This is a genomic window from Megasphaera sp. SW808, from assembly GCF_012027795.1.
In the GTDB taxonomy this organism is placed as follows: Bacteria; Bacillota; Negativicutes; order Veillonellales; family Megasphaeraceae; genus Megasphaera; species Megasphaera stantonii.
In genome coordinates this window covers 1-20,752 of the sequence record NZ_SJOT01000012.1, presented here as the reverse complement: position 1 = coordinate 20,752, position 20,752 = coordinate 1, and the positions used below count along the sequence as shown (strand labels likewise).

The window sequence follows — 20,752 nt, the reverse complement described above, 5'->3', positions numbered from 1 at the left end:
GAGATTCTGTCCCTGCCGTCAACTGGCAGCCGGTCTTCGCGCGACTTGTCCGCCGCGCCGGGTTCTTCCGCTTAGAACGCGAAAATCAATTCTGCCCGCGTCTGTTCTTCCGGATCAGCCATGCCGCCGGCCTTGGCTTCCGTAGCGAAGGACTGCATGACGCTGAACATGGCGTTCTTGGCTAATACATAGTCGACGCCGACGCCCCATGACGTCAGATTGTCCATCTGCGAGGCGAAGCGCCACGACGTCGTAAAGCCGCCGAGCCAGGTACCGTCTTCTGCGTCGATGTATTCCGTCCAGATATCCCACGATTTCGGGATTGCCATGCTCGATTTCCCGTACATCAGGCGGCCGATGAACAAGTCGGCAGAGCCGTCGTCGTGCGTATACTGCGTATCATGGTTTAAGTTCGTGCGTTCATACTGAGCCAATACATTCCATTTCGAGCCGATGTTGACGCTGGCATAGGCGCCCCATAAGGAGTCGGCGTTAAAATCCCTGTTGGCTTCTCCGTTCCCAGTCGTATTGAAATCATTATAATATACGCCGGCAGCCGAATCGTTTCCAAAAAAAGCTTCGATTTCGCCGTAGCCGGTCTTTACGCCGTTGATGGAATCATCGCCTTGGACGCTGCCGGCCATGACATTCCCCTTTTTGAATTTGCCGTAGCCCGCCGTAAGAGCAAAAGCATCTGTACGGTATTGCCCTTCAGCGCGGTCGAAAATATCGCTGTACGTGTACCCATAGCTGCGCGGGCCGCCGATCTTGTATATATCCGTCCGGCCGAGGCTCAGATAAAAGGAATCCGCCTCGTAGTCGACTTTAAGGGCGTCGGCAAAGGCGTCGTTCGTGCCGCCGCTGACCGCGCCGTTTTCACTGAAGCTCTGCCAATCCGAACTAATGCTTACGGTGGCTTTCAGCCGTTCGTCGAGCTGTGCCTGTCCGCGAAGGCGGATGCGGTAATCCCAGGAATTGTCATTTTCCTTGCCGGCGCGGCTGCCTGCAGAATTCTGATAGCGATAGCGGAAGCGGGCGTCGCCGCTAAACTTCACATTGCCGACCTTGTTCTCTAAAGCCGCGACGCGAAGGCCGAGGCGGTTCAGCTCTTCAGCGTACTCGTCGGCCAGCTTGTGAATCACGGCCCGCTGTTCCACCGACGCCCTGTCCATATGAGCCATAGCCTTGGCGACCATTTCAGCCGCTTCATACCGCGTAATGGAACGGTTTCCCTGAAAATAATTTCCGTCTACGCCCTGAATCACGCCGGCCTCAGCCAGCTCCGCCACAGAGTGGTAAGCCCAGCTGTCGGCAGGCACGTCGACAAAGGGATTGGCAGCCCCGGCACTCGTCATGCCCATTGTCAGGATACTGGCCGCCGCCATAGCGATTAGTTTCTTCATCATGTATAACCCTCATTTCAAACGTATAGTGCGTTCTATCTCCACTCCGTACGCAGCATTTCCAGCCGTCGCAGGCCACGCGGCTTGTACGCCCTATGAAGACACAACGCTACTTATTTTGCCTGATATATCCGATCTTGTCAACTATGAAATGAGAAAAAGTATGGCGAGACGAACCGTTTTGCAATAGGAAAAGGACATGCCCTGCGCGGGCATGCCCTAACGTATATCCTATGCTATTATCCTTTGCGCGTAGCCGTCAGTTCCTGAATATGAGCGACGACTTCGTCGACCGGTTTTGCGCCGAGATCGCCTTTTGCTCTGTCGCGGAGGGACAAGGTATTCGTTTCGATTTCCTTGTCGCCGATGATAGCCATGTACGGAACCTTTTCCATCTGGGCCTTGCGAATCTTGTAGCCGATCTTTTCGTTGCTTTCGTCTACTTCTACGCGGATGCCCAGCTTCTTGAATTTCTTGCGCAGTTCCAAAGCATAGGCCAAATGCTTATCGGAAATGGGCAGGAATTTGATCTGTACCGGAGCGAGCCATACGGGGAAGGCGCCGGCATAGTTTTCGATGAGGATGCCCAGGAAGCGTTCAATGCTGCCGAAGCAGGTACGGTGTACCATGACCGGGCGATGCTTCTGGCCGTCTTCGCCGACATAGGTCATGTCGAAGCGTTCCGGCATGAGCATATCAAGCTGGATCGTACCGCACTGCCAAGTACGGCCGATGGAATCCTTGACGTGGAAGTCGAGCTTCGGACCGTAGAAAGCGCCGTCGCCTTCGTTGACCTGGTACGGAATGTTTCTGTCTTCTAATACCTTGCGCAGGGTGCTCGTCGCTAATTCCCAAATTTCGTCGGAGCCCATGGAGTCTTCCGGACGAGTGGACAATTCGACGCGGTATTCCAAGCCGAATACGTTGTAAGCCTTGTCAAACAAGTCGATAACGCCGGAAATTTCTTCTTCCATCTGGCTCGGCAGCATGAAGATGTGGGCGTCGTCCTGGGTGAAGCAGCGAACGCGGAACAAGCCGTGGAGGGCGCCGTGGAGCTCATGGCGGTGAACCAGGCCTAATTCAGCCATCCGCATGGGGAAATCACGATAACTATGGACGTCGCTCTTATATACGAGGATACCGCCGGGGCAGTTCATCGGCTTAATCGCGTACGGTTCGTCGTCGATAGTCGTGAAGTACATATTGTCACGGTAATGATCCCAGTGACCGGACTGTTCCCACAGGTGGCGGCTCAGGATCGTCGGCGTGCTGATTTCGTCGTATTCCGCTTCATCGTGCAGTTCATACCAGAATTTGAGCAGCGTCTTGCGGAGAACCATGCCTTTTGCGTGGAAGAACGGGAAGCCCGGGCCTTCTTCGTGGAAGCTGAACAAGTCGAGCTGCTTGCCCAATTTACGATGGTCACGCTTTTCCGCTTCAGCCAGCATGTGCAGATATGCATCCAAGTCGTCTTTCTTTTCGAAAGCCGTGCCGTAAATACGCTGAAGCATCTTATTATGTTCATCGCCGCGCCAGTACGCACCGGCCACCGTCAGCAGCTTAAAAGCTTTGACCCGGCCCGTCGTTTCGCAGTGCGGTCCTGCGCACAAATCGACGAAATCTCCCTGGCGGTATAAGGAAATCTGTTCGCCCTCCGGCAGGTCTTCAATCAATTCTACCTTGTAGTCCTGACCGGCGTCTTTAAACATTTTCAGCGCTTCGTCGCGGGATACGACTTCTTTCGTCAAAGCGAGATTTTCTTTGACGATTTTTTCCATTTCTGCTTCGATGGAGGCGAAATCTTCCTGCGTAAACCGGTGTTCCGTATCGAAATCGTAGTAAAAACCGTTTTCGATGGACGGGCCGATAGCGAGTTTAACATCCTTGAACAAACGCTGAACGGCCTGCGCCATGATATGGGATGCCGTATGGCGGAGCGTGTCCTTCCCTTCCTGGGCGTCAAAAGTCAGGAATTCAACGGTAGAACCGTCGACGATGGTTTCCCGCAAATCCGTTACGTCTCCATTGACTTTCGCTACCAATACTTTCTTAGCCAAGCTGTTGCTCAGCTCTTTTGCGGCATCATACAACGAAATGCCGTCGGCAAATACTTTTTTGCTGCCGTCTTTTAACACTAATTCTGCCATAATACATCCTCCTTAATAAAAAAGCTCCCGTCCTCAAGGGACGAGAGCATGCTCACGTGGTTCCACCCTAGTTCATCAGTAAAATACCGATGTACTCAAACGCTATAACGTGGCGACCGAACCGCCGTACTGCAACTTCCGGCGATTAGCTCCAAGGGGGTAACACTTTCACGCTTTAAGGACACTCACACCAACTATGCCCCTCTCTGATAAAGCCGCTGAAAATATCATGTCCTTTTCAAGGCTTGTTACATATTTCTATGTATGCGTAAATTATACGACGTACGATGTACCTTGTCAAGAAACTTTAGTCTTTTTTTACTTCAAATTAAGAACTTAAAGAACTGCAGCTACGTAAAAAGGACTGCCCGAAGACAGTCCTTTTTTAGGCTTATGGAAATCTAGGTATTATGCCATACCTTTGGCTGCTTTAATAGCTGCTGTGAGTTTGGGAACTACTTCGAAAGCGTCGCCAACGATACCGTAGTCGCAAACTTTGAAGATCGGAGCATCTTCGTCTTTGTTGATAGCGATGATGCAGTCAGAACCCGTCATGCCTGCCAAGTGCTGAATAGCACCGGAAATAGCGCAAGCGATGTAGAGTTTCGGGCCAACAGTCTTACCTGTCTGGCCAACCTGATGGAGAGCGTCGATCCAGCCAGCGTCAACAGCTGCACGGGATGCGCCGACAGCGCCGCCCAATACGTCTGCCAATTCTTTCAGGATACCGCCGCCAACAAACGGTTCAGCGCCGTTCATGCCGCGGCCGCCGGCAACGATAACGTCAGCTTCTTCGATCTTAACGCCTTCGCCGCCCATTTTAATGAGTTCAACGAATTTCGTCATGAAGTCAGCGTCGGAAAGTTTTGCTTCCATTTCGATAACTTCGCCTGTAGCGCTCGGATCAGCTTCCGGTTTTTTGAATACGTTCGGACGAACAGTACCCATCTGCGGACGGTTATCCGGGCAAATGATTTCAGCCATGATGTTGCCGCCCAAAGCCGGACGAGTCCAAACGATCGTCTTGCCGTCTTCGTCAACGGAAAGACCCGTGCAGTCAGCCGTCAAGCCCGTTTTCAGGGAGTTAGCGACGCGGGGGCCGAGATCGCGGCCGATGTTCGTAGCGCCTACGAGGAATACGTTCGGTTTAACTTCATGGAAGAAGTCGCACAGAACTTTAGAGTAAGCCGTTGTGTTGTAGTTAGCCAATTTTTCATCGTCATATACATATACTTTGTGAGCGCCATGAGCGATGAGTTCCTGTGCCAACGGTTTTACGTTATAACCAATCAGTACCGCACCTACTTCGTCACCGATGCCGTCAGCCAATTTACGGCCCTGGCCCAACAGTTCGAAAGATACGTTACGTAATTTGCCTTCGAATTGTTCAGCGATTACATATACGCCTTTGTATTCTGCTAAATCCATTTTCACTGTTCCTCCTTAGAAATTAGATGATTTTGTTTTCAGTCAATTTAGCCATCAACTGATCTACTGCTACCTGGGCGTCTTCTTCGTTAATAACGAGACCCTGTGTTCTCTGAGGCGGTGTGAAAATCTTACGAACTTTTGTCGGAGAACCGCTCAAACCAATCTGAGATTCGTCAGCGTTGATGTCAGCAGCAGACAATTCAGGAATTTCACGACGTTTTGCTTTCATCGTACCACGGATGGTCGGGAAGCGCGGTTCGTTCAATTCTTTAACGGCTGTAATCAAAACGGGGAACTGAGCTTCCGTTACGATGTAGCCTTCTTCGTTCTGCTGTTTAACCGTTACAGTCGTGCCTTCAACTTTGATTTCGGCAGCATATGTAATCTGAGGAATGCCGAGTTCGCAAGCGATCTGCGGGCCAACCTGAGCCGTGTCGCCGTCGATAGCCTGTTTGCCGCAAAGGATGATATCGAACTGTTCGATGCCTTTGAGTTCAGCAACTTTTTTAACAGCCTGAGCCAGGCAATAACCTGTAGCCAATGTATCAGAGCCGCCAACTTTGCGGTCTGTCAGGAGATAAGCGTCGTCAGCGCCCATTGCCAGAGCTTCGCGCAATACGTCTTTTGCCTGCGGGGGACCCATGGAAAGGACAGTAACCTTTGCACCCTGATTGTCCTTCAACTGCAAAGCTGCTTCCAAAGCGTTCTGGTCAAAGGGGTTGAAAATGTTAGGAACACCAGCACGAATGACGGTATGTTTTACGGGGTCAATCTTAACTTCTGCTGTGTCCGGAACTTGTTTGACACATACCAATATTTCCATTTACGTTTGCCTCCTAAAAAAAGTATCTTTTTATTCAACAGGCTTGGTCTTTTCAGACCAAGCCCGTATCATAAACCTTAAAAATTGCTTACCGCAACAAAGCGCCGGATGTTACCATCAACTGAACTTCGTTGGTGCCTTCATAGATCTGAGTGATCTTAGCGTCACGCATATGACGAGCAACCGGATATTCTTCGCTGTAGCCATAGCCGCCGAAGATCTGAACAGCTTCAACGGAAACTTCCATAGCTACGTCGGAAGCGAATCTCTTAGCGATAGCAGCGTCAACCGTGAACGGCTGGCCTTCGTGTTTCAAGAAAGCAGCTTTGTAAACGAGGTTACGAGCAGCTTCAATCTTCATCTTCATGTCAGCCAGTTTGAAGGAAACGGACTGGAATTTGCAAAGCGGTTTGCCGAACTGAACACGCTGTTTGGAGTATTCAACTGCATCGTTCAAAGCAGCTTCTGCAATGCCGAGAGCCTGAGCAGCAACGCCGATACGGCCGCCGTCCAAGGTCATCATAGCAACTTTGAAGCCTTTGCCTTCGCCGCCGAGGAGGTTTTCTTTCGGAACTTTTACGTTCTGGAATACTAATTCCATCGTCTGGGAAGTATGGATGCCCAATTTGTCTTCTTTCTTGCCGAATGTGAAGCCTTCCCAGCCTTTTTCGATGATGAAGGCGCTGATGCCCTTCGTGCCCTGGGATTTATCGGTCATAGCGAATACGATGTAAACGTCAGCTTCGCCGGCATTCGTGATGAATACTTTGGAGCCATTCAGGATGTAGTCGCCGTTTTCGTCTTTCGTAGCAACGGTCTGCTGGCCGGAAGCATCAGTACCAGCGTTCGGTTCTGTCAAGCCGAATGCGCCGAGTTTCGTGCCTTCGATCAAGCCGGGCAGGTATTTTTCTTTCTGTTCTTCCGTACCAAACTGCCAAATCGGGTTGATGCAGAGGGATACATGAGCGGACAAGGTGATGGACATACCAGCATCGTATTTAGCCAATTCTTCAACGGCCAGGATGTAGCTCAATACGTCGCATTCAGCGCCGCCGTATTTTTCTTCGAAATAAGCACCAGCCAAGCCGAGGCTGAGCATTTCGTCAACGAGAGCACGGTCGAAAATACCCTGATGGTCGCGTTCCGTAATCGTCGGGGCCAATTTCTTTTCGCCAAAGTCTTTAGCCAATTTTACAAATTCCTGTTGTACGTCTGTCAAGTTAAAATTCATGATACTTCCACTCTCCTTAAATAATAGTGTGAATAGTGAAACGTTCCCGTGCAGTGCATACTGTTTGGGGCACATATACACAACCTTTAAGTGCTTACACCTGAATTGTACAACTTTTCACATGTTAAATCAATAGCAAATCCCGCCTAAGGCAGAATATAGCTATGCCTTTTTGTAATTATTAACTTTTAATCAGACTTTTTCGGACTACCTGTGAAAATGTGTAAAAAACACCTTGACAAATGCCGAAATGATTCAACTGTGAAATAGGTATACCGTTCTTCGTTCTGTCCCCCTGCAGCACAGAGATACCCTGCAGAGATGAATTTGTTCCACCTTTAATATTACGTATAGCAAATTATACTTGATGCAAAAATTAAGGAAAGCTACATGTTTATTATATCACGAATCCCCCTGAAGTTGTCAAGAATCTGGGCCGTAATCCCCCATATTTTGTATTCTTTATATGCATAGAAGATCACATTATAGGTACTTCGTTTTTTCCATCCCACTTGGTTCGATACAGGCAGTCCCGCCGGAAACCCCGGCCCCGGCCGCGTTGCCAGTTCGACCTGGGCGATTTCCGGCTCATGGGCAGCAAACCAGTCCAGCGGCACGGTAAAGATATGGTCTATTTCTCCTCTGCTGATGACGAAATCCGTCGTGTCGATATACGCCGCAAAGGGATATATCTTTACGCCGACAGGAGACTCGACGTAATCCAGAGGCCCCCAGACGTGAATATGAGAAGGGCTGACGCCTAATTCCTCCTGCGTTTCCCTTAGGGCCGCTTCCAACGGGCTGCTGTCGCTTTTTTCTATGACGCCGCCGGGAAAGCAGATATCTCCGGGCTGCCAGCTCAGCTTACTGCTGCGTACCTCGAATACCAGATGTTCTTCGCCGTCCACGCAGACGACAGGAGCCAGCACGGCGCACGGCACCGTATTCATGCAGGGGTTTTGCCGGACAATCCGTTCCGGCCAGGGCGCAAACATATCCATGACCATCCTCCTTATGGTAAAAAAAGAGGATGCCGTTCAGACATCCTCCTCTATGCTTCATATATTGCTGCACTTATTTTACAACGATATTGATGATTTTTTTAGGTACGACGATGAATTTGACAATAGTTTTGCCGTCTGTAAAGTCCTTGACGCGCGGCATAGCCAGTACCTGTTCCTTCAATTCATCCTGACCGATTTCAGCAGGAACGGTAATGCGTTCGCGAACCTTGCCGTTAATCTGGACGGGCAGTTCGATTTCATCGACAACCAATGCACTGGCATCGACTTCCGGCCATTCCTGTTCATGAACGCTGCCGTCAAAGCCGGCGATCTGCCACAATTCTTCCGTAATATGCGGCGTAAAGGGAGCCAGGAGCTTCAAGAGATTCGTGTTGACTTCCAAGGCCACATCGCTGCGGATCGTCGTATTGGCGCCGACATAGGCATACATGGCATTAACCAGTTCCATAATCGAGCTGACAGCCGTATTCAGCGCGTAGTCACCGTCTACGCCCTTAACGTCTTCCGTCACCTTGGCGATAGTCCTGTGTTCCTGCAGGCGCAGCGCTTTTTCTGCTTCCGTCAAATCACGGCCGCTTTCACCATTCTTCGCCAGGTCGATATACTGGTGAACAATGCGCCATACGCGGTTGAGGAAACGGTACGAGCCTTCTACGCCCTGATCGGACCATTCGAGGTCACGTTCCGGCGGAGCGGCAAACAGGATAAACAGCCGTCCCGTATCTGCGCCGTACTTAGCCAGGATTTCTTCCGGCGACACGACGTTGCCCTTCGACTTGGACATCTTGCTGCCGTCCATGAGGACCATGCCCTGGGTCAGCAGGCGTTCAAACGGTTCTACGTTGTCGACGAGGCCGGCGTCGTGGAAGACCTTCATGAAGAAGCGGGAGTACATCAGGTGCAGAATCGCATGTTCGATGCCGCCGATGTACTGGTCTACGTTCATCCAGTGGTTGGCCTTCTTCGGGTCCCATGCCTGTTCGTCGTTGCGGGCGTCAGCATAGCGCAGGAAATACCAGGACGAGCATACGAAGGTATCCATCGTATCGGTTTCTCTCGTCGCCGGGCCGCCGCATTTCGGGCAGGTGCAATGAACAAATTCTTCGCTCGTTGCCAAGGGAGATACGGCTCCGGCCGTAAACTGGACGTCTGTCGGCAGTTTAACCGGCAGCTGATCTTCCGGCACGAGCTGTTCGCCGCATTTCGGGCAGTAAATGATAGGAATCGGCGCGCCCCAATAGCGCTGACGGGAAATGAGCCAGTCGCGGAGCTTGAAATTGACCGTGCCCTTGCCGAGGTTGTGGTCGACGAGCCATTTCGTAATGGCCTTGCGGCCTTCCTCGTCAGTCAGGCCGTTGAATTCGCCGGAGTTAACCAGAACGCCCGGGTCGTGGTAAGCTCCTTCCATCGTATCCAAATCGAGGCTCATGTCTTTATTCTGTACAACTAAGCGGATAGGCAGGTTGAATTTTTTAGCGAATTCCCAGTCGCGCTGGTCGTGGCCAGGAACGCCCATGACGGCGCCTGTACCGTAATCTACCAGGACGTAGTTGGCAATCCAGATCGGCACTTGCTCGTTATTCAGGGGATTGACAGCGTAAGCGCCGGTAAACATCCCTTCTTTTTCGGCCTCGTTCGACGTCCGTTCGATGTCGTTCATATTCTTCATGCGCGTAATAAACGCACGAAGTTCCGTTTCATTTTCCCGTCCCTTAATCAATTCCTCTACATAGGGGTGTTCCGGAGCCAGCACGATATACGTGACGCCGAAAATCGTATCGACACGGGTAGAGAACATGGGAATGGACTTGCCGATTTCCGGGATTTCAAAGGAGAATTCCGCCCCTTCACTGCGGCCAATCCAGTTTTTCTGCATCGTCTTAACCCGTTCCGGCCAGCCGGGCAGGAGCTTCAAATCGTCGAGAAGGCGATCAGCATAGTCGGTGATTTTGAAGAACCACTGCTTCAAATCCTTTTTGACGACAGGCGAATCACAGCGCCAGCACAAACCGTCGATAACCTGTTCGTTGGCCAGTACGGTATTGCACTTTTCGCACCAGTTTACCTTGGCTTCCTTGCGGTATGCCAGGCCCTGCTTGTACAGCAGCTCGAAAATCCACTGCGTCCATTTATAGTATTTTTCATGACACGTAGCTACTTCGCGGTCCCAATCATAGGAAAGACCGAGCGCCTTCTGCTGACGCGTCATGTTTTCAATATTGCTGAACGTCCAGTCTGCCGGCGGCGTACCGTGCTTAATAGCCGCGTTTTCAGCAGGCATGCCGAATGCGTCGTAGCCCATGGGATGCAGGACGTTGTAGCCGTTCATGCGGCGGTAACGGGCAATGACGTCGCCAATCGTGTAGTTGCGGACATGCCCCATGTGGAGGTTGCCCGAAGGATACGGAAACATTTCCAGTACATAATACGGCGGCTTGCCGTTGTCGTCGGGGCAACGGTCTGTCTTGTCTTCCAGCCATTTATGCTGCCATTTCTTTTCTATTTCTTGGGGAATATATTTTTCCAATTACTTATGCCTCCTATCGCTGCGTACAGTGGGCGGTGCCGCGCTGCTGCAGGGTCTTCTTCTTATTATAGTGTTCCCGTGCCGTCAAGTCAATTCTTGCGGAGCAAAACTCTGCCAAAAATGGGGCGCTTCGAAGCCTTTTCTCCAAAAACTTGCGCCGCCGAGGTTGTATTTCGTAATTAATTTAGCTTTTTCCGTCAAGGACTTTTCATCTTCAAACCATACCTGGACCCGGCCCGTCGTCAAGGGCAAATCCATGTAGTACAGGCCCAGTTCGTCGTTCCACGTAACGTAGTCCTTGTATTTTTCAAGCAGTAGCCCGCTGGCCGACATGGGCAGCGTCCGTACCAGCAGCACCGGCTTCTTCGGCTTCGCCTCTTTGGAAACGGCCGTCTTGCCCTTCGCCTCGTTCTTCCTTTGCGGCGCCAAAACCTCTGCCGCAGCGTTCTTCTCAGCCGCTCCCTCCGTCCCGGCAACAGGCGGCCATTCATTGATATCCAGAGGCAAGTCCTGTTCTTCCGTCGTTTCATACCACAGGCGCATGTACAGCGGCATGCCCAGGACGACCTTTTCCGCCGGCACGATAGCCGTCACGTTCTGCACAGCCTTTTCTACCCAGGGATACGATGCTACGGGGCCGGCTACGGAGCTCGTGCGGCCAAACTGGTCATAGGCCATAATCATCAGGTAATCAAGATGAGGCGCCAGCGCCGCCCGGTCGTACACGCGGGACCAGTTCATACTGTTCGATATGGGCGTCACATCCATGGACAATTTCAGACCGTAAGCCCGGCAGGCCCGGCTTAAACGCCCTACAAAAGCCGTCAGCCTGTCTTTGTCGGCATAGTTGATGTTTTCAAAATCAATATTATAGCCCTTGAAATCGTACAGCAGCGCATAGCCTATCAGTTCTTTAATCATCGTGTCCTGAAGCTTGTCGTCGCTCAATACGGCATGGGTCAGGGCCGGGTCGAAGTTATTGTCGATGAGGGGCCACATGGCGTAGCCCTTCGCAGCATAGGCGTCAGCCAGCATGGCGAAATCATCGTGCCGCAGCGCTACGCCCTGATCGGTCAGTCGGAACGCGCAGGGCGACATGACAGGCTGCGCCGTATCCAGGGACGGCAGGTTTTCATCTCCCTGCATGAGAGGATCCCAAAACAAGACCAATCCCATCTTTCGTTCCTTCTTCTTCCGGTTCTTCTTGTTCTTTTTCTTCTCTTTTTTGGTATCAGCGTTAGTAGACACCGCCGTTCTATTGCTGTCCTCCAAGGAACGCAGCGCCGGAGCGATACGAGTCGGAGACACGGGCCGCATCAACTCCCGCTTCCCCTCTTCCCACGTCAGGGAAAGGCCCATCGTGCGGTAAATACGGCGTATATTCAGACTCGTTTCGCCGTCACTTTGCCGCGCAGGCAGGCGCAGCGCCGCCTGCATATCCTTCCATAAGACGGATCCATCCTTTGCCGGCGGCAGTCGCAGCCAATACGTCCCCTTCTTGGCATCGGCCTTGTACAGGCCATACTCCTGCAAAGCTTTTTCCGATACGAGCCAGCGGCCTTCTTCTTCCCGAATCGCCATAGACGCCGGATGTTCCGCCGCTGCCGGTATGGCTGCCCGCGGAATGGCAGCCCACGGCCCGCGGTCCGGCACGGCTTGTTCCGATACGGCCTCTCCGCCGGACGCCGCCACGACAACTTGAAGAGACACGGCGAGCAGCGACGCCAGGCACAGCGTCCGCAGCCGCGATGTATGTTTCATAGACACCCTCCTTTTGCAAAACAGGTGGAAATTTCTCTGAAATCAGGTATAATGAAAAAAATGCAATTTTCCTCTCTAGGTATACTGCATGGCTATTATACCATAAAGAGAAAGTATAAAACATCAAAGGAGGCTATTCTATTGCATCAATATCTCTTTTTTATCGGCGATTTCCCAATCCGGGCCTACGGATTGTTATTTATGCTCGGCATCGTCTCCGCCGGTATTACAGCCTACTACATCACGAAGCGGGATGGCCGGGGCTGGCACGTCCACATATTCGACTTTACCCTCTGCTGCGGCCTAGCCGGCATCGTCGGCGGCCGCCTTTGGGACGTCTTCTTCTTCGACTGGGCCTATTATCACAACCACCTGTTGGAAATCCCCTTCGTCTGGCAGGGCGGCATGGCTATCCAGGGCGGCCTGGTATTCGGAGCTGTCGCCGGCTACTGGTACACGCGCCGCCACGACATCGACACCTGGGCTTTTGCCGACCTCATCGCACCGGCCATCATTCTCGGCCAGTCCGTCGGCCGCATGGCCAACCTCATGAACGGCGATGCCTTCGGTCATCCCACAGGCGGAAATTTCGGCATTGTCTATCCCGAAACGACCCTGGCCTATCGAACCTACGGCAGCCAGCCCCTATGGCCGGCAGAAGTCTGGGAAGGCCAGCTTGACGTCCTCGTATTCATCGTCTTATTGTTCTACAGCTGTTTTCCCCATAAAAAAGGACAGGTCTTCTGCCTGTACGTCATGCTTTATGCGGCGGAACGGTTCTTTCTGGAATTTCTGCGCGGCGACTACGTCAGCCTGACTCTGGGCCTCAAATCGGCCCAGCTGACCAGCGTCGTTGCCTTTGCTGCCGCCTTCATCATCTTCGTGCTTCTCCAGTGGAAAGGCACAACAGACACCAAAGACAGCATCCAAAACTCATAATATGCGCATAGGAAAAGCCGGTCTGCATCCCGCAGCCGGCTTCCTTTTGCATTACTCTATTTCTTTCAGCATCTTTTTCGGATTGTCGCCAGGCCGTACCTTACCGAAGGCTTTGACGATGACTCCGTCTTCGTCAATTAAATAGGTCGAGCGCTCGATACCCATGTACTTACGGCCGTACATGCTCTTTTCCACCCACACGTCGTAAGCCTGAATCACCGTCAGCTCCGGGTCGGACAGCAGCGTAAAGGGCAGGCCGTAGGTTTCCTCAAACTTCTTATGCGATGCCACGCTGTCCTTGCTGACGCCCAGTACGACAGCTCCCTTTTCCTCAAACTGGGGGTACAATTCGGCAAAACCGCAGGCCTGCTTCGTGCATCCCGACGTGTTGTCCTTAGGGTAAAAATACAGCACGACCTTCTTCCCGGCAAAATCGCTCAACGATACCATAGTACCATTCTGATCCGGCAAGGTAAACGCCGGCGCTTTCGTCCCTACTTCTAACATATTCCTGCCTCCTTATGATTGTTTTTAAGATTTTAAAAGCTTTTCCACAGGTTCCAACAATTCCGGATGGCGCAAAATCCAACCCGTTATTTCACAATAGGCATCTCTTTCCTTCTTAAATTGTACGCTGTCATGTTCAACAGGCACCTCATCGCCAGTAACAATTAATTGTTGAGAGACTTGTTCTCTATAATCGCCTATTCTATCTTTTGTCATCCAATGCGTCGGAGTCACAACTCGATCAATCGGTTTAAAAAAAGAGTTCATGAGCGAATAGTATTCAAACCCTTTCGGCGCAATCGCTTCAAAAATAGTCGGCAATATATTCATATGTCCGCCAATCGTATTATTAGCAAACATATCTGGAGTAAATTCTCGATGATACATGGCAAAGGACGTAGCAAATTTTTCCCTTAACGTTTCCGTTGTCCGATTTATAATGCTGCCGTCATAATTATATACGCGATGCGCATGATCGCCCGTTGCAATAATGAGGCTGTCTTCATAGTTTTTCTGCATTTCTTCAATGAAAGAAAACATTGATTTATCCGCATACCAATAAGTTCCCATATTATCCATCGTCGCTTTATTCCGGCGCAGTGATTCCGGCGCATCAGGCATTATTTTGTCAGGATCCCATCCATATTCCTTGATAGGAATCGTATACGGCCCATGATTTGACGTAGTATATACAAAATGAAAGGTAGGCTGGGATATCTTATCAGCTTTAATTCGTCTAGCCGCTTCTTCTAAAAATAAGTGATCATAAACCCCTAGCCATGTCGAAGGAGAACCTTTCGCACAAATATCCGGCCCGCCATGAACTTCATCAAAACCAATAGCCTTTGCAAAATTGCCAATACTAGCCCAAGACAAACGCCCCCCATACCATAAAACAGTATGATATCCTAACTTTTTTAATTGCAACGGCAACGATGTCCTAAGACTATTATGCCAAAATTCATTTGTTTCATTCATTTCTAATTGGCAATCGTAAATACCTGCCATGAGACTCGTAACCGCCGGCTGTGAAACTAACCCAGCTGGTAAAAAGTTATCTACTGTAAAAGTATGCTCATTATTTCTAAACGCTTTTCCTCTATCTGTTATATGTAATACAGAGAAAATTTCGTCCAAGACAGATTGCGTGTAACTTTCTCCAACTACAAAAAAAATGCGTGACGGCTTGGTAATTCGCGGCCCCTGGGCTATTTTCTTAAAAACTTCAAAAGTTAAGCCACTATTTAACATTTCAGGATATACTGGATAAAAAATCTTCTTCGATGTGTCGTCATCATGTGTCAAAACACTTTGCACCGGATGTTTAAAAACAATTTCCAAGGCAATTAAATCGTCGACAACTGCTTTAGCTAAAAAGTCATCTTCTTTGACAATATCCGGGATGGTATCTCTTTCCGGTTTATTACGATGCGATAACGTTCCCCCAAAACGAAAAAAATAAAATAATACGATGCAGCTAATAAAAACCAAAACATTAAAGCCATATTGATAAACAGTTTGTGAAAAAACAGGATATGTAAAACTTGGCAGCGCTAATAATCCTTTGGCAGCAAAAAAACAGAATAACGTATAAGGAATATACCCTAATAAAATAAACACACCGTGATTCTGATTGAAAAAAATATCTAAAAAATTCATTTTATCAGCATTTTTCCCTAACCGTACTAATGTATTAAAAATATCATGAAAATGATAATAAAAAATCATTTTTCCCATAAATGCAGTATATAAGATCACCATATATGCCGTATTTAAAACCAGACGAACCTCATCACTGACAGCATAATAGGAGCTAACAAATGCAGCCGGAATACTGACTACAATCATGGAAATCAAAAAGACATATGCATTGAAATCCATTCCCCACCAAAAGCCAAACTGAAAGCAGCGGATTATCCTTTTTGCGTCGTGGGCCAATCTCTTTTTAGGCCGATACACGCCAATAAATGCCAAACGAAATAAAGCGCATACGACAGGTGCTAAAACTGCTAACTTGATATCTTGCTGAATTCCTAAAAAGAAATACTCAAACATGTTATGCCTCTTTTCACAGATATAGTTACATCCTCTTTTCAAAACAGTATTATAGCACGAACAGAGGCAACTAACAAAACATTAGTTGCCTCTGACATCACATTCTATAATGGTCCTTATACCACGCAGCAAATTTTCCCAATCCCTCTTCAATACTCGTGTTGGGCTTGAAATCAAAATCTTGTTCCAATTCGCTTACGTCAGCGTAGGTCTGGTACACATCGCCGGGCTGCATCGGCAGATACTCTTTTTCCGCCGTCTTGCCAAGAGCCTGTTCCAATACTTCGATAAAATGCATGAGCCGTTCTGGCTTGTTGTTGCCAATATTATATACCTTATATTTGTCGCCGGCTTTATTTTCTTTCGGCGGATTGCACAGCATGTGCTCAATGCCTTCGACGATATCGTCTACATAGGTAAAATCGCGGTACATATCGCCGTGATTGTAAATCTTGATCGGCTCGTTTCGATACATCATGTTGGCAAATTTAAAGTAAGCCATATCGGGCCGGCCATACGGGCCGTATACGGTAAAGAACCGCAGCCCTGTCGCCGGGATGCCGTATAAATGGCTGTACGTATACGCCATGAGTTCGTTCGATTTCTTCGTCGCCGCATATAAGCTGATGGGATGGTCTACGTTGTCCGTCGTCGAAAAGGGCGTTTTTTCCTGATTGCCGTATACGGACGAGCTGGAAGCAAACAGCAGATGCTGCACGGGATACTGACGGCATGCTTCCAATATATTAAAGAAGCCGACGATGTTCGAATCAATATACGCCCGCGGGTTGTCGAGGCTGTACCGCACACCGGCTTGGGCCGCCAAGTTCACAACGATATCGGGCTGAAACGATTTAAACGCAGTGGTTACAGCCTGTTCGTCCGCTAAATCGCCCTTGATAAAGGAAAAATTAGAAAATGCACGTAACACGCCCAACCGGTTTTCTTTCAGCGACACGTCGTAATAGTCGTTCATATTGTCAAATCCCAGTACGACGGCGCCCATTTCCAGCAGCCGCTTCGCCAAATGAAAGCCGATAAACCCGGCGGCTCCCGTAATAAGCACCTTTTTAGTTATGTCAAACGCCTGATATGCAGCCATAATATATTCCTCCATCTAATCGCGGTCAAATAAATCCCGCGTATACACCTTATCCTTCACGTCGGCCAGCTCGTCGGACCAGCGGTTGGTCACGATGACGTCGCACATGTCCTTGAAAGCACGCAAATCCTTGACGACGGGCGAACGGAAAAAGTCATCCGCATCCAACGTCGGCTCATACACGACGACGGGAATCCCCTTCGCTTTGATCCGCTTCATGACGCCTTGAATCGCCGAAGCGCGGAAATTATCGGACGCCGTCTTCATCGTCAGGCGGTACACGCCGACGACGCGGGGGTTTTTAGCGATAATCATATCGGCAATATGATCCTTTCGCGTCCGGTTAGCCGCTACGATGGCGGAAATCAAATTCTGCGGTACGTCGCTGTAATTCGCCAGCAGCTGTTTCGTATCCTTCGGCAGGCAATAACCACCGTAACCAAAAGACGGATTGTTGTAGAAATCGCCGATACGCGGGTCGAGACATACGCCGCGGATAATCTGCTCCGTATGGAGGCCCCGCATTTCGGCATACGAATCAAGCTCATTGAAGTACGCTACGCGCAGGGCCAAATACGTATTGGCAAATAATTTAATCGCCTCGGCTTCCGTAGAACCCGTAAACAACATGGGAATATCTTTCTTTACTGCTCCTTCAGCCAAAAGATTGGCAAATACGCGGGCCCGTTCCGAATCCTCACCGACGACGATGCGCGACGGATGAAGGTTGTCATACAAAGCCTTTCCTTCGCGGAGAAATTCCGGCGAAAACATGATATTATCCGTATGGTACTTCTTTTTAACGCTTTCCGTATATCCCACAGGGACAGTAGATTTGATGACCATCACCGCCTGAGGATTAATGTCCAGCACTTCTTCAATTACCGTCTCTACAGACGATGTATCAAAGAAATTTCTATCCGTATCATAATTTGTCGGCGTAGAAATAATGACAAAATCAGCATCTGCAAAAGCTTCTTTAGCATCTAAAGTCGCCTTAAAATGCAGGTCATCACGCTGTAAAAAAGCAATAATATCTGCATCAACAATAGGCGACCTTCCTTTATTCATCATTGTTACCTTTTCCGGCACAATATCTAATGCAACGACCTCATTATGCTGAGCCAACAAAAGGGCATTGGAAAGGCCAACATATCCAGTCCCGGCAATTGCTATTTTCATACAACCAACTTCCTATCTTTATAATTTATTTTGAATCTTTAGCACGCTATACCAAAATAAGCATTGCAGCCGCTTCATGGTATTTCCTTTTTTATGATACACTTCGGCTAATTTTTTAAAACTATGGTAAAACTCCGGTTTCTTAGGCGGCATGGGATCAGGCATACTCGGCCAAAATGAAATATCTAAATAATGCCGCCATAACTCATCATCCTCATCCAATACAATTTCCCAAGGTTTATCCCTTCCTGAATAGTGAATCAAAATCCCTTGAATAGAAAAATCTTTATTTTTATGATGGAATAAATTAGGTATTGGCTTCATATTTCCTTCAACAACCAAATTCAACAAATCCTGCGTTTGTCCTTTAAACCGATGCGGATCAGCCCCTTGATAGGAAAATACTTGTTCTGTAATTTTCTGCTTCAGCCATTCCTCTATATTAATCCACATAAGCCCATCTGAAAAATATACATTCTGTTTCATCTTGAGAAATGCCACACGATCAGGAGTATCATAGGTTAATGCACCAATAGCCTTATCCCCTAAATCTATATCCAGAAATTGCCGTAAACTACCAACGCAAATCATATCGGAATCTAAATACAAATAATAGTTTGTATAATGACGCAGTATCCACGGCATAACAATACGAATATATGTCACACGTGAAAATCGTTTTACTTTTATATGAAAATCTTGGTAGATACTCATATCCATGACATATAGATAAATATTACATTTATACTTTTCAGCTGTTTTACGCAAATTTTCCTTGTTGGTTTCACTATAACTATCAACAAATACATAAAAATCAAAAGCTAAATCTGGATTTACTTCTAATATAGATGTAATTTCTGCGCCTAACGGGGGAAAAAAGGGATCATTAATGTTAAAACATATATGCATTCTGTCGCGTTTTTCATCTTCATTCATGTATTGAAATTCTTGTTTTTCTTTATATAGCTGAGCTCTTTCAAAGTATTCTGTTGTAAATTGATTTTTCATATAAAAATCTCCCTTTATATACTAATATTTATAAAATTTCAATATGTCTTTGTTTAATTATATACATAAGTGCTAATTTCCTACGTAAACTCAGATACTGGATAATAAAACGATACAAACTTCTTTTTATACTTCTCACCTTATATTTTTCATTCTCATCGCGCAAAAAATGAAACAATTCTCGTGCTAATTTTTGATATAACTGTATAAGCAAAATGTCATTACATAATCCTTCTGATTTTAAATCATGGATAAGTTGTGCAGTACAAATACATATATCAAAGCGTCGCAAATTTTGAGGGGCTTGTCGTCCCATTCGGATTTTCTCGATAATAATATAATGGCTTGCTAGAAAGCATCAGTCGTTTACATCTATATAAATACATGCCCGAAACATAATTGTCTTGAGAATGGCATCTTTCAGGTGAAATTATCCCTTTCACAATTTCTTTTTTATAAATAGCATTCCATACAACTTTGCACAAAAATTCATTAAAGTAAAGGGCAAAAACATCCTCTCCTTGAAACAAGATATCTGCATGACCTTTTTCAGCAGTAATAAGATGATCTCCACTCCTGTCAGCTAAGCCATAAGAAGAAATTGCACAACATCTAGAAATATCTAAATTATATTGAAGAGCCTGCGTTATCAATATTTCATACATATGGACATCTAGCCAATCATCTCCATCAACATACGCAATATATTCTCCTTTGGCCATTTCTGTACCGATATTTCTTGCTCCGCTAAGGCCTTTATTCTTCTGATGTATAACTTTAACACGACTATCCTTTTCAGCATATTCATCGCAGATTTTTCCACTTCCATCGGTAGAGCCGTCATCAACAACTAAAATCTCTAAGTTTTTATATGTCTGCGATATAACTGAATTGAGACACTTATCTAAAAATGGTTCCACATTAAACGCTGGAACAATTACTGATAAAAGCGGCTCCCGCTTCATTCACGATCATCTCATTTCTTTATTATCATTTCCTTGCACTGAAAAAATTGACTTTTCCAATATGTCCAGTTATATACTGAAGCTAATGTAATTCCCCAAAAACCGAAATATAACCGTGCAACAAATTTATTTCTAAGTCCTGCATCCACCAGTCCATGCGCTAATATAGAAATACTTACCCACAACAAAGCTTGTATATATGGATTGGTTATATCTTCCTTCATTTTTTTTATCAAAATAATAATACTGCCAAATACAAAAATACTATATCCTAAGCCCCCTATGACTCCTGTGGTGGAGAAATATTCTGCAAAAGTATTATGCGGCATCGGTAAATCCGGCTCTTTCGCTTCGGGTGAGATATATTTTTCTTTATATTCCTTTTGCCAACGACTATATCCTACACCATAAAGTTTATGATCATTCCACATCTTATAGGATGACTGAACCAATAATACTCGTTCATAGTCATAACCTCTCTGATAGTGCTGCGTCATAACTACAATCAAACCAGTTGCGACAAAACAAAGGATACAACAAGCAAAAAGAATTTTTATTTTTGATACTACATATTTTTTATTAAGTAATATATTTAAGATAATCAATACCGCTGCGCCAAACAAAAATCCTGCAATTCCACCACGAG

At 47.6% G+C, this 20,752-nt stretch carries 16 protein-coding genes and 1 other annotated feature; of the genes, 1 reads left to right on the top strand and 15 read right to left on the bottom strand.

Annotated elements, in window-relative coordinates:
* Positions 1–71: 71 nt before the first annotated feature.
* From E0L13_RS06090 to E0L13_RS06055, 8 genes are all read right to left on the bottom strand, one after another.
* Positions 72–1,406, bottom strand: a complete 1,335-nt coding sequence (locus E0L13_RS06090; RefSeq protein ID WP_346766165.1) for an S-layer homology domain-containing protein — start codon at positions 1,404–1,406, stop codon at positions 72–74.
* 236 nt (positions 1,407–1,642) lie between these two features.
* Positions 1,643–3,550: a threonine--tRNA ligase gene (gene thrS, locus E0L13_RS06085; protein ID WP_107195289.1), complete on the bottom strand. Its 1,908-nt coding sequence runs from the start codon at positions 3,548–3,550 to the stop codon at positions 1,643–1,645.
* A gap of 33 nt (positions 3,551–3,583) precedes the next feature.
* Positions 3,584–3,801 (bottom strand) — a binding site (T-box leader).
* A 157-nt stretch (positions 3,802–3,958) separates the two neighbouring features.
* A complete protein-coding gene (locus E0L13_RS06080) occupies positions 3,959–4,978 on the bottom strand; it encodes an electron transfer flavoprotein subunit alpha/FixB family protein (protein WP_107195290.1) in 1,020 nt (339 codons plus the stop codon).
* A gap of 22 nt (positions 4,979–5,000) precedes the next feature.
* Positions 5,001–5,804 carry an electron transfer flavoprotein subunit beta/FixA family protein gene (locus tag E0L13_RS06075; RefSeq protein WP_087477537.1) on the bottom strand — a complete coding sequence of 268 codons (804 nt, stop codon included), beginning with the start codon at positions 5,802–5,804 and terminating at the stop codon, positions 5,001–5,003.
* Between the two features lie 88 nt (positions 5,805–5,892).
* Complete coding sequence (locus E0L13_RS06070) at positions 5,893–7,035, bottom strand: acyl-CoA dehydrogenase (RefSeq protein ID WP_107195291.1); 1,143 nt, start codon at positions 7,033–7,035, stop codon at positions 5,893–5,895.
* Positions 7,036–7,421: 386 nt separating this feature from the next.
* The gene (locus tag E0L13_RS06065) at positions 7,422–8,036 is read right to left on the bottom strand and encodes a CoA pyrophosphatase (RefSeq protein ID WP_168061031.1); all 615 of its coding nucleotides are present in this window, start codon (positions 8,034–8,036) and stop codon (positions 7,422–7,424) included.
* Positions 8,037–8,109: 73 nt separating this feature from the next.
* Positions 8,110–10,587, bottom strand: a complete 2,478-nt coding sequence (gene leuS, locus E0L13_RS06060; protein WP_168061029.1) for a leucine--tRNA ligase — start codon at positions 10,585–10,587, stop codon at positions 8,110–8,112.
* 84 nt (positions 10,588–10,671) lie between these two features.
* Positions 10,672–12,348 carry a glycosyl hydrolase family 18 protein gene (locus E0L13_RS06055; protein WP_168061027.1) on the bottom strand — a complete coding sequence of 559 codons (1,677 nt, stop codon included), beginning with the start codon at positions 12,346–12,348 and terminating at the stop codon, positions 10,672–10,674.
* A 141-nt stretch (positions 12,349–12,489) separates the two neighbouring features.
* Between E0L13_RS06055 and lgt the strand changes: the two genes are divergently transcribed.
* Positions 12,490–13,287, top strand: coding sequence for a prolipoprotein diacylglyceryl transferase (lgt, locus tag E0L13_RS06050; protein WP_168061024.1), 798 nt, complete (start codon positions 12,490–12,492; stop codon positions 13,285–13,287).
* 51 nt (positions 13,288–13,338) lie between these two features.
* Here the strand turns inward: lgt and bcp are convergent, their stop codons facing one another.
* The 7 genes from bcp to E0L13_RS06015 all read right to left on the bottom strand — a co-directional run.
* Entirely contained in the window at positions 13,339–13,794 is a 456-nt protein-coding gene (gene bcp, locus E0L13_RS06045) for a thioredoxin-dependent thiol peroxidase (RefSeq protein WP_168061022.1), read from the bottom strand.
* A gap of 24 nt (positions 13,795–13,818) precedes the next feature.
* The gene (locus tag E0L13_RS06040; protein WP_168061020.1) at positions 13,819–15,849 is read right to left on the bottom strand and encodes an LTA synthase family protein; all 2,031 of its coding nucleotides are present in this window, start codon (positions 15,847–15,849) and stop codon (positions 13,819–13,821) included.
* A gap of 97 nt (positions 15,850–15,946) precedes the next feature.
* Positions 15,947–16,951 (bottom strand): NAD-dependent epimerase, encoded by a 1,005-nt coding sequence (locus E0L13_RS06035; RefSeq protein WP_095629495.1) that lies wholly within the window; start codon positions 16,949–16,951, stop codon positions 15,947–15,949.
* 15 nt (positions 16,952–16,966) lie between these two features.
* The gene (locus tag E0L13_RS06030; RefSeq protein WP_095629494.1) at positions 16,967–18,133 is read right to left on the bottom strand and encodes a nucleotide sugar dehydrogenase; all 1,167 of its coding nucleotides are present in this window, start codon (positions 18,131–18,133) and stop codon (positions 16,967–16,969) included.
* A gap of 18 nt (positions 18,134–18,151) precedes the next feature.
* Positions 18,152–19,141, bottom strand: a complete 990-nt coding sequence (locus E0L13_RS06025) for a glycosyltransferase family 8 protein (protein ID WP_168061018.1) — start codon at positions 19,139–19,141, stop codon at positions 18,152–18,154.
* 278 nt (positions 19,142–19,419) lie between these two features.
* On the bottom strand, positions 19,420–20,106 hold the full coding sequence (locus E0L13_RS06020; protein ID WP_168061016.1) for a glycosyltransferase: 687 nt from the start codon (positions 20,104–20,106) through the stop codon (positions 19,420–19,422).
* Between the two features lie 11 nt (positions 20,107–20,117).
* The coding region (locus tag E0L13_RS06015) for an O-antigen ligase family protein (protein ID WP_168061014.1) at positions 20,118–20,752 on the bottom strand (635 nt) is incomplete at its 5' end.

Bases quoted from the DNA above. Each gene is read 5' to 3' on its own strand.
- E0L13_RS06020 (WP_168061016.1), bottom strand. From the start codon at position 20,106: ATGAAGCGGGAGCCGCTTTTATCAGTAATTGTTCCAGCGTTTAATGTG.
- E0L13_RS06075 (WP_087477537.1), bottom strand. From the start codon at position 5,804: ATGGAAATATTGGTATGTGTCAAACAAGTTCCGGACACAGCAGAAGTT.
- E0L13_RS06090 (WP_346766165.1), bottom strand. From the start codon at position 1,406: ATGATGAAGAAACTAATCGCTATGGCGGCGGCCAGTATCCTGACAATG.
- E0L13_RS06025 (WP_168061018.1), bottom strand. From the start codon at position 19,141: ATGAAAAATCAATTTACAACAGAATACTTTGAAAGAGCTCAGCTATAT.
- E0L13_RS06035 (WP_095629495.1), bottom strand. From the start codon at position 16,951: ATGGCTGCATATCAGGCGTTTGACATAACTAAAAAGGTGCTTATTACG.
- E0L13_RS06080 (WP_107195290.1), bottom strand. From the start codon at position 4,978: ATGGATTTAGCAGAATACAAAGGCGTATATGTAATCGCTGAACAATTC.
- E0L13_RS06055 (WP_168061027.1), bottom strand. From the start codon at position 12,348: ATGAAACATACATCGCGGCTGCGGACGCTGTGCCTGGCGTCGCTGCTC.
- E0L13_RS06065 (WP_168061031.1), bottom strand. From the start codon at position 8,036: ATGGATATGTTTGCGCCCTGGCCGGAACGGATTGTCCGGCAAAACCCC.
- bcp (WP_168061022.1), bottom strand. From the start codon at position 13,794: ATGTTAGAAGTAGGGACGAAAGCGCCGGCGTTTACCTTGCCGGATCAG.
- E0L13_RS06040 (WP_168061020.1), bottom strand. From the start codon at position 15,849: ATGTTTGAGTATTTCTTTTTAGGAATTCAGCAAGATATCAAGTTAGCA.
- E0L13_RS06030 (WP_095629494.1), bottom strand. From the start codon at position 18,133: ATGAAAATAGCAATTGCCGGGACTGGATATGTTGGCCTTTCCAATGCC.
- E0L13_RS06070 (WP_107195291.1), bottom strand. From the start codon at position 7,035: ATGAATTTTAACTTGACAGACGTACAACAGGAATTTGTAAAATTGGCT.
- thrS (WP_107195289.1), bottom strand. From the start codon at position 3,550: ATGGCAGAATTAGTGTTAAAAGACGGCAGCAAAAAAGTATTTGCCGAC.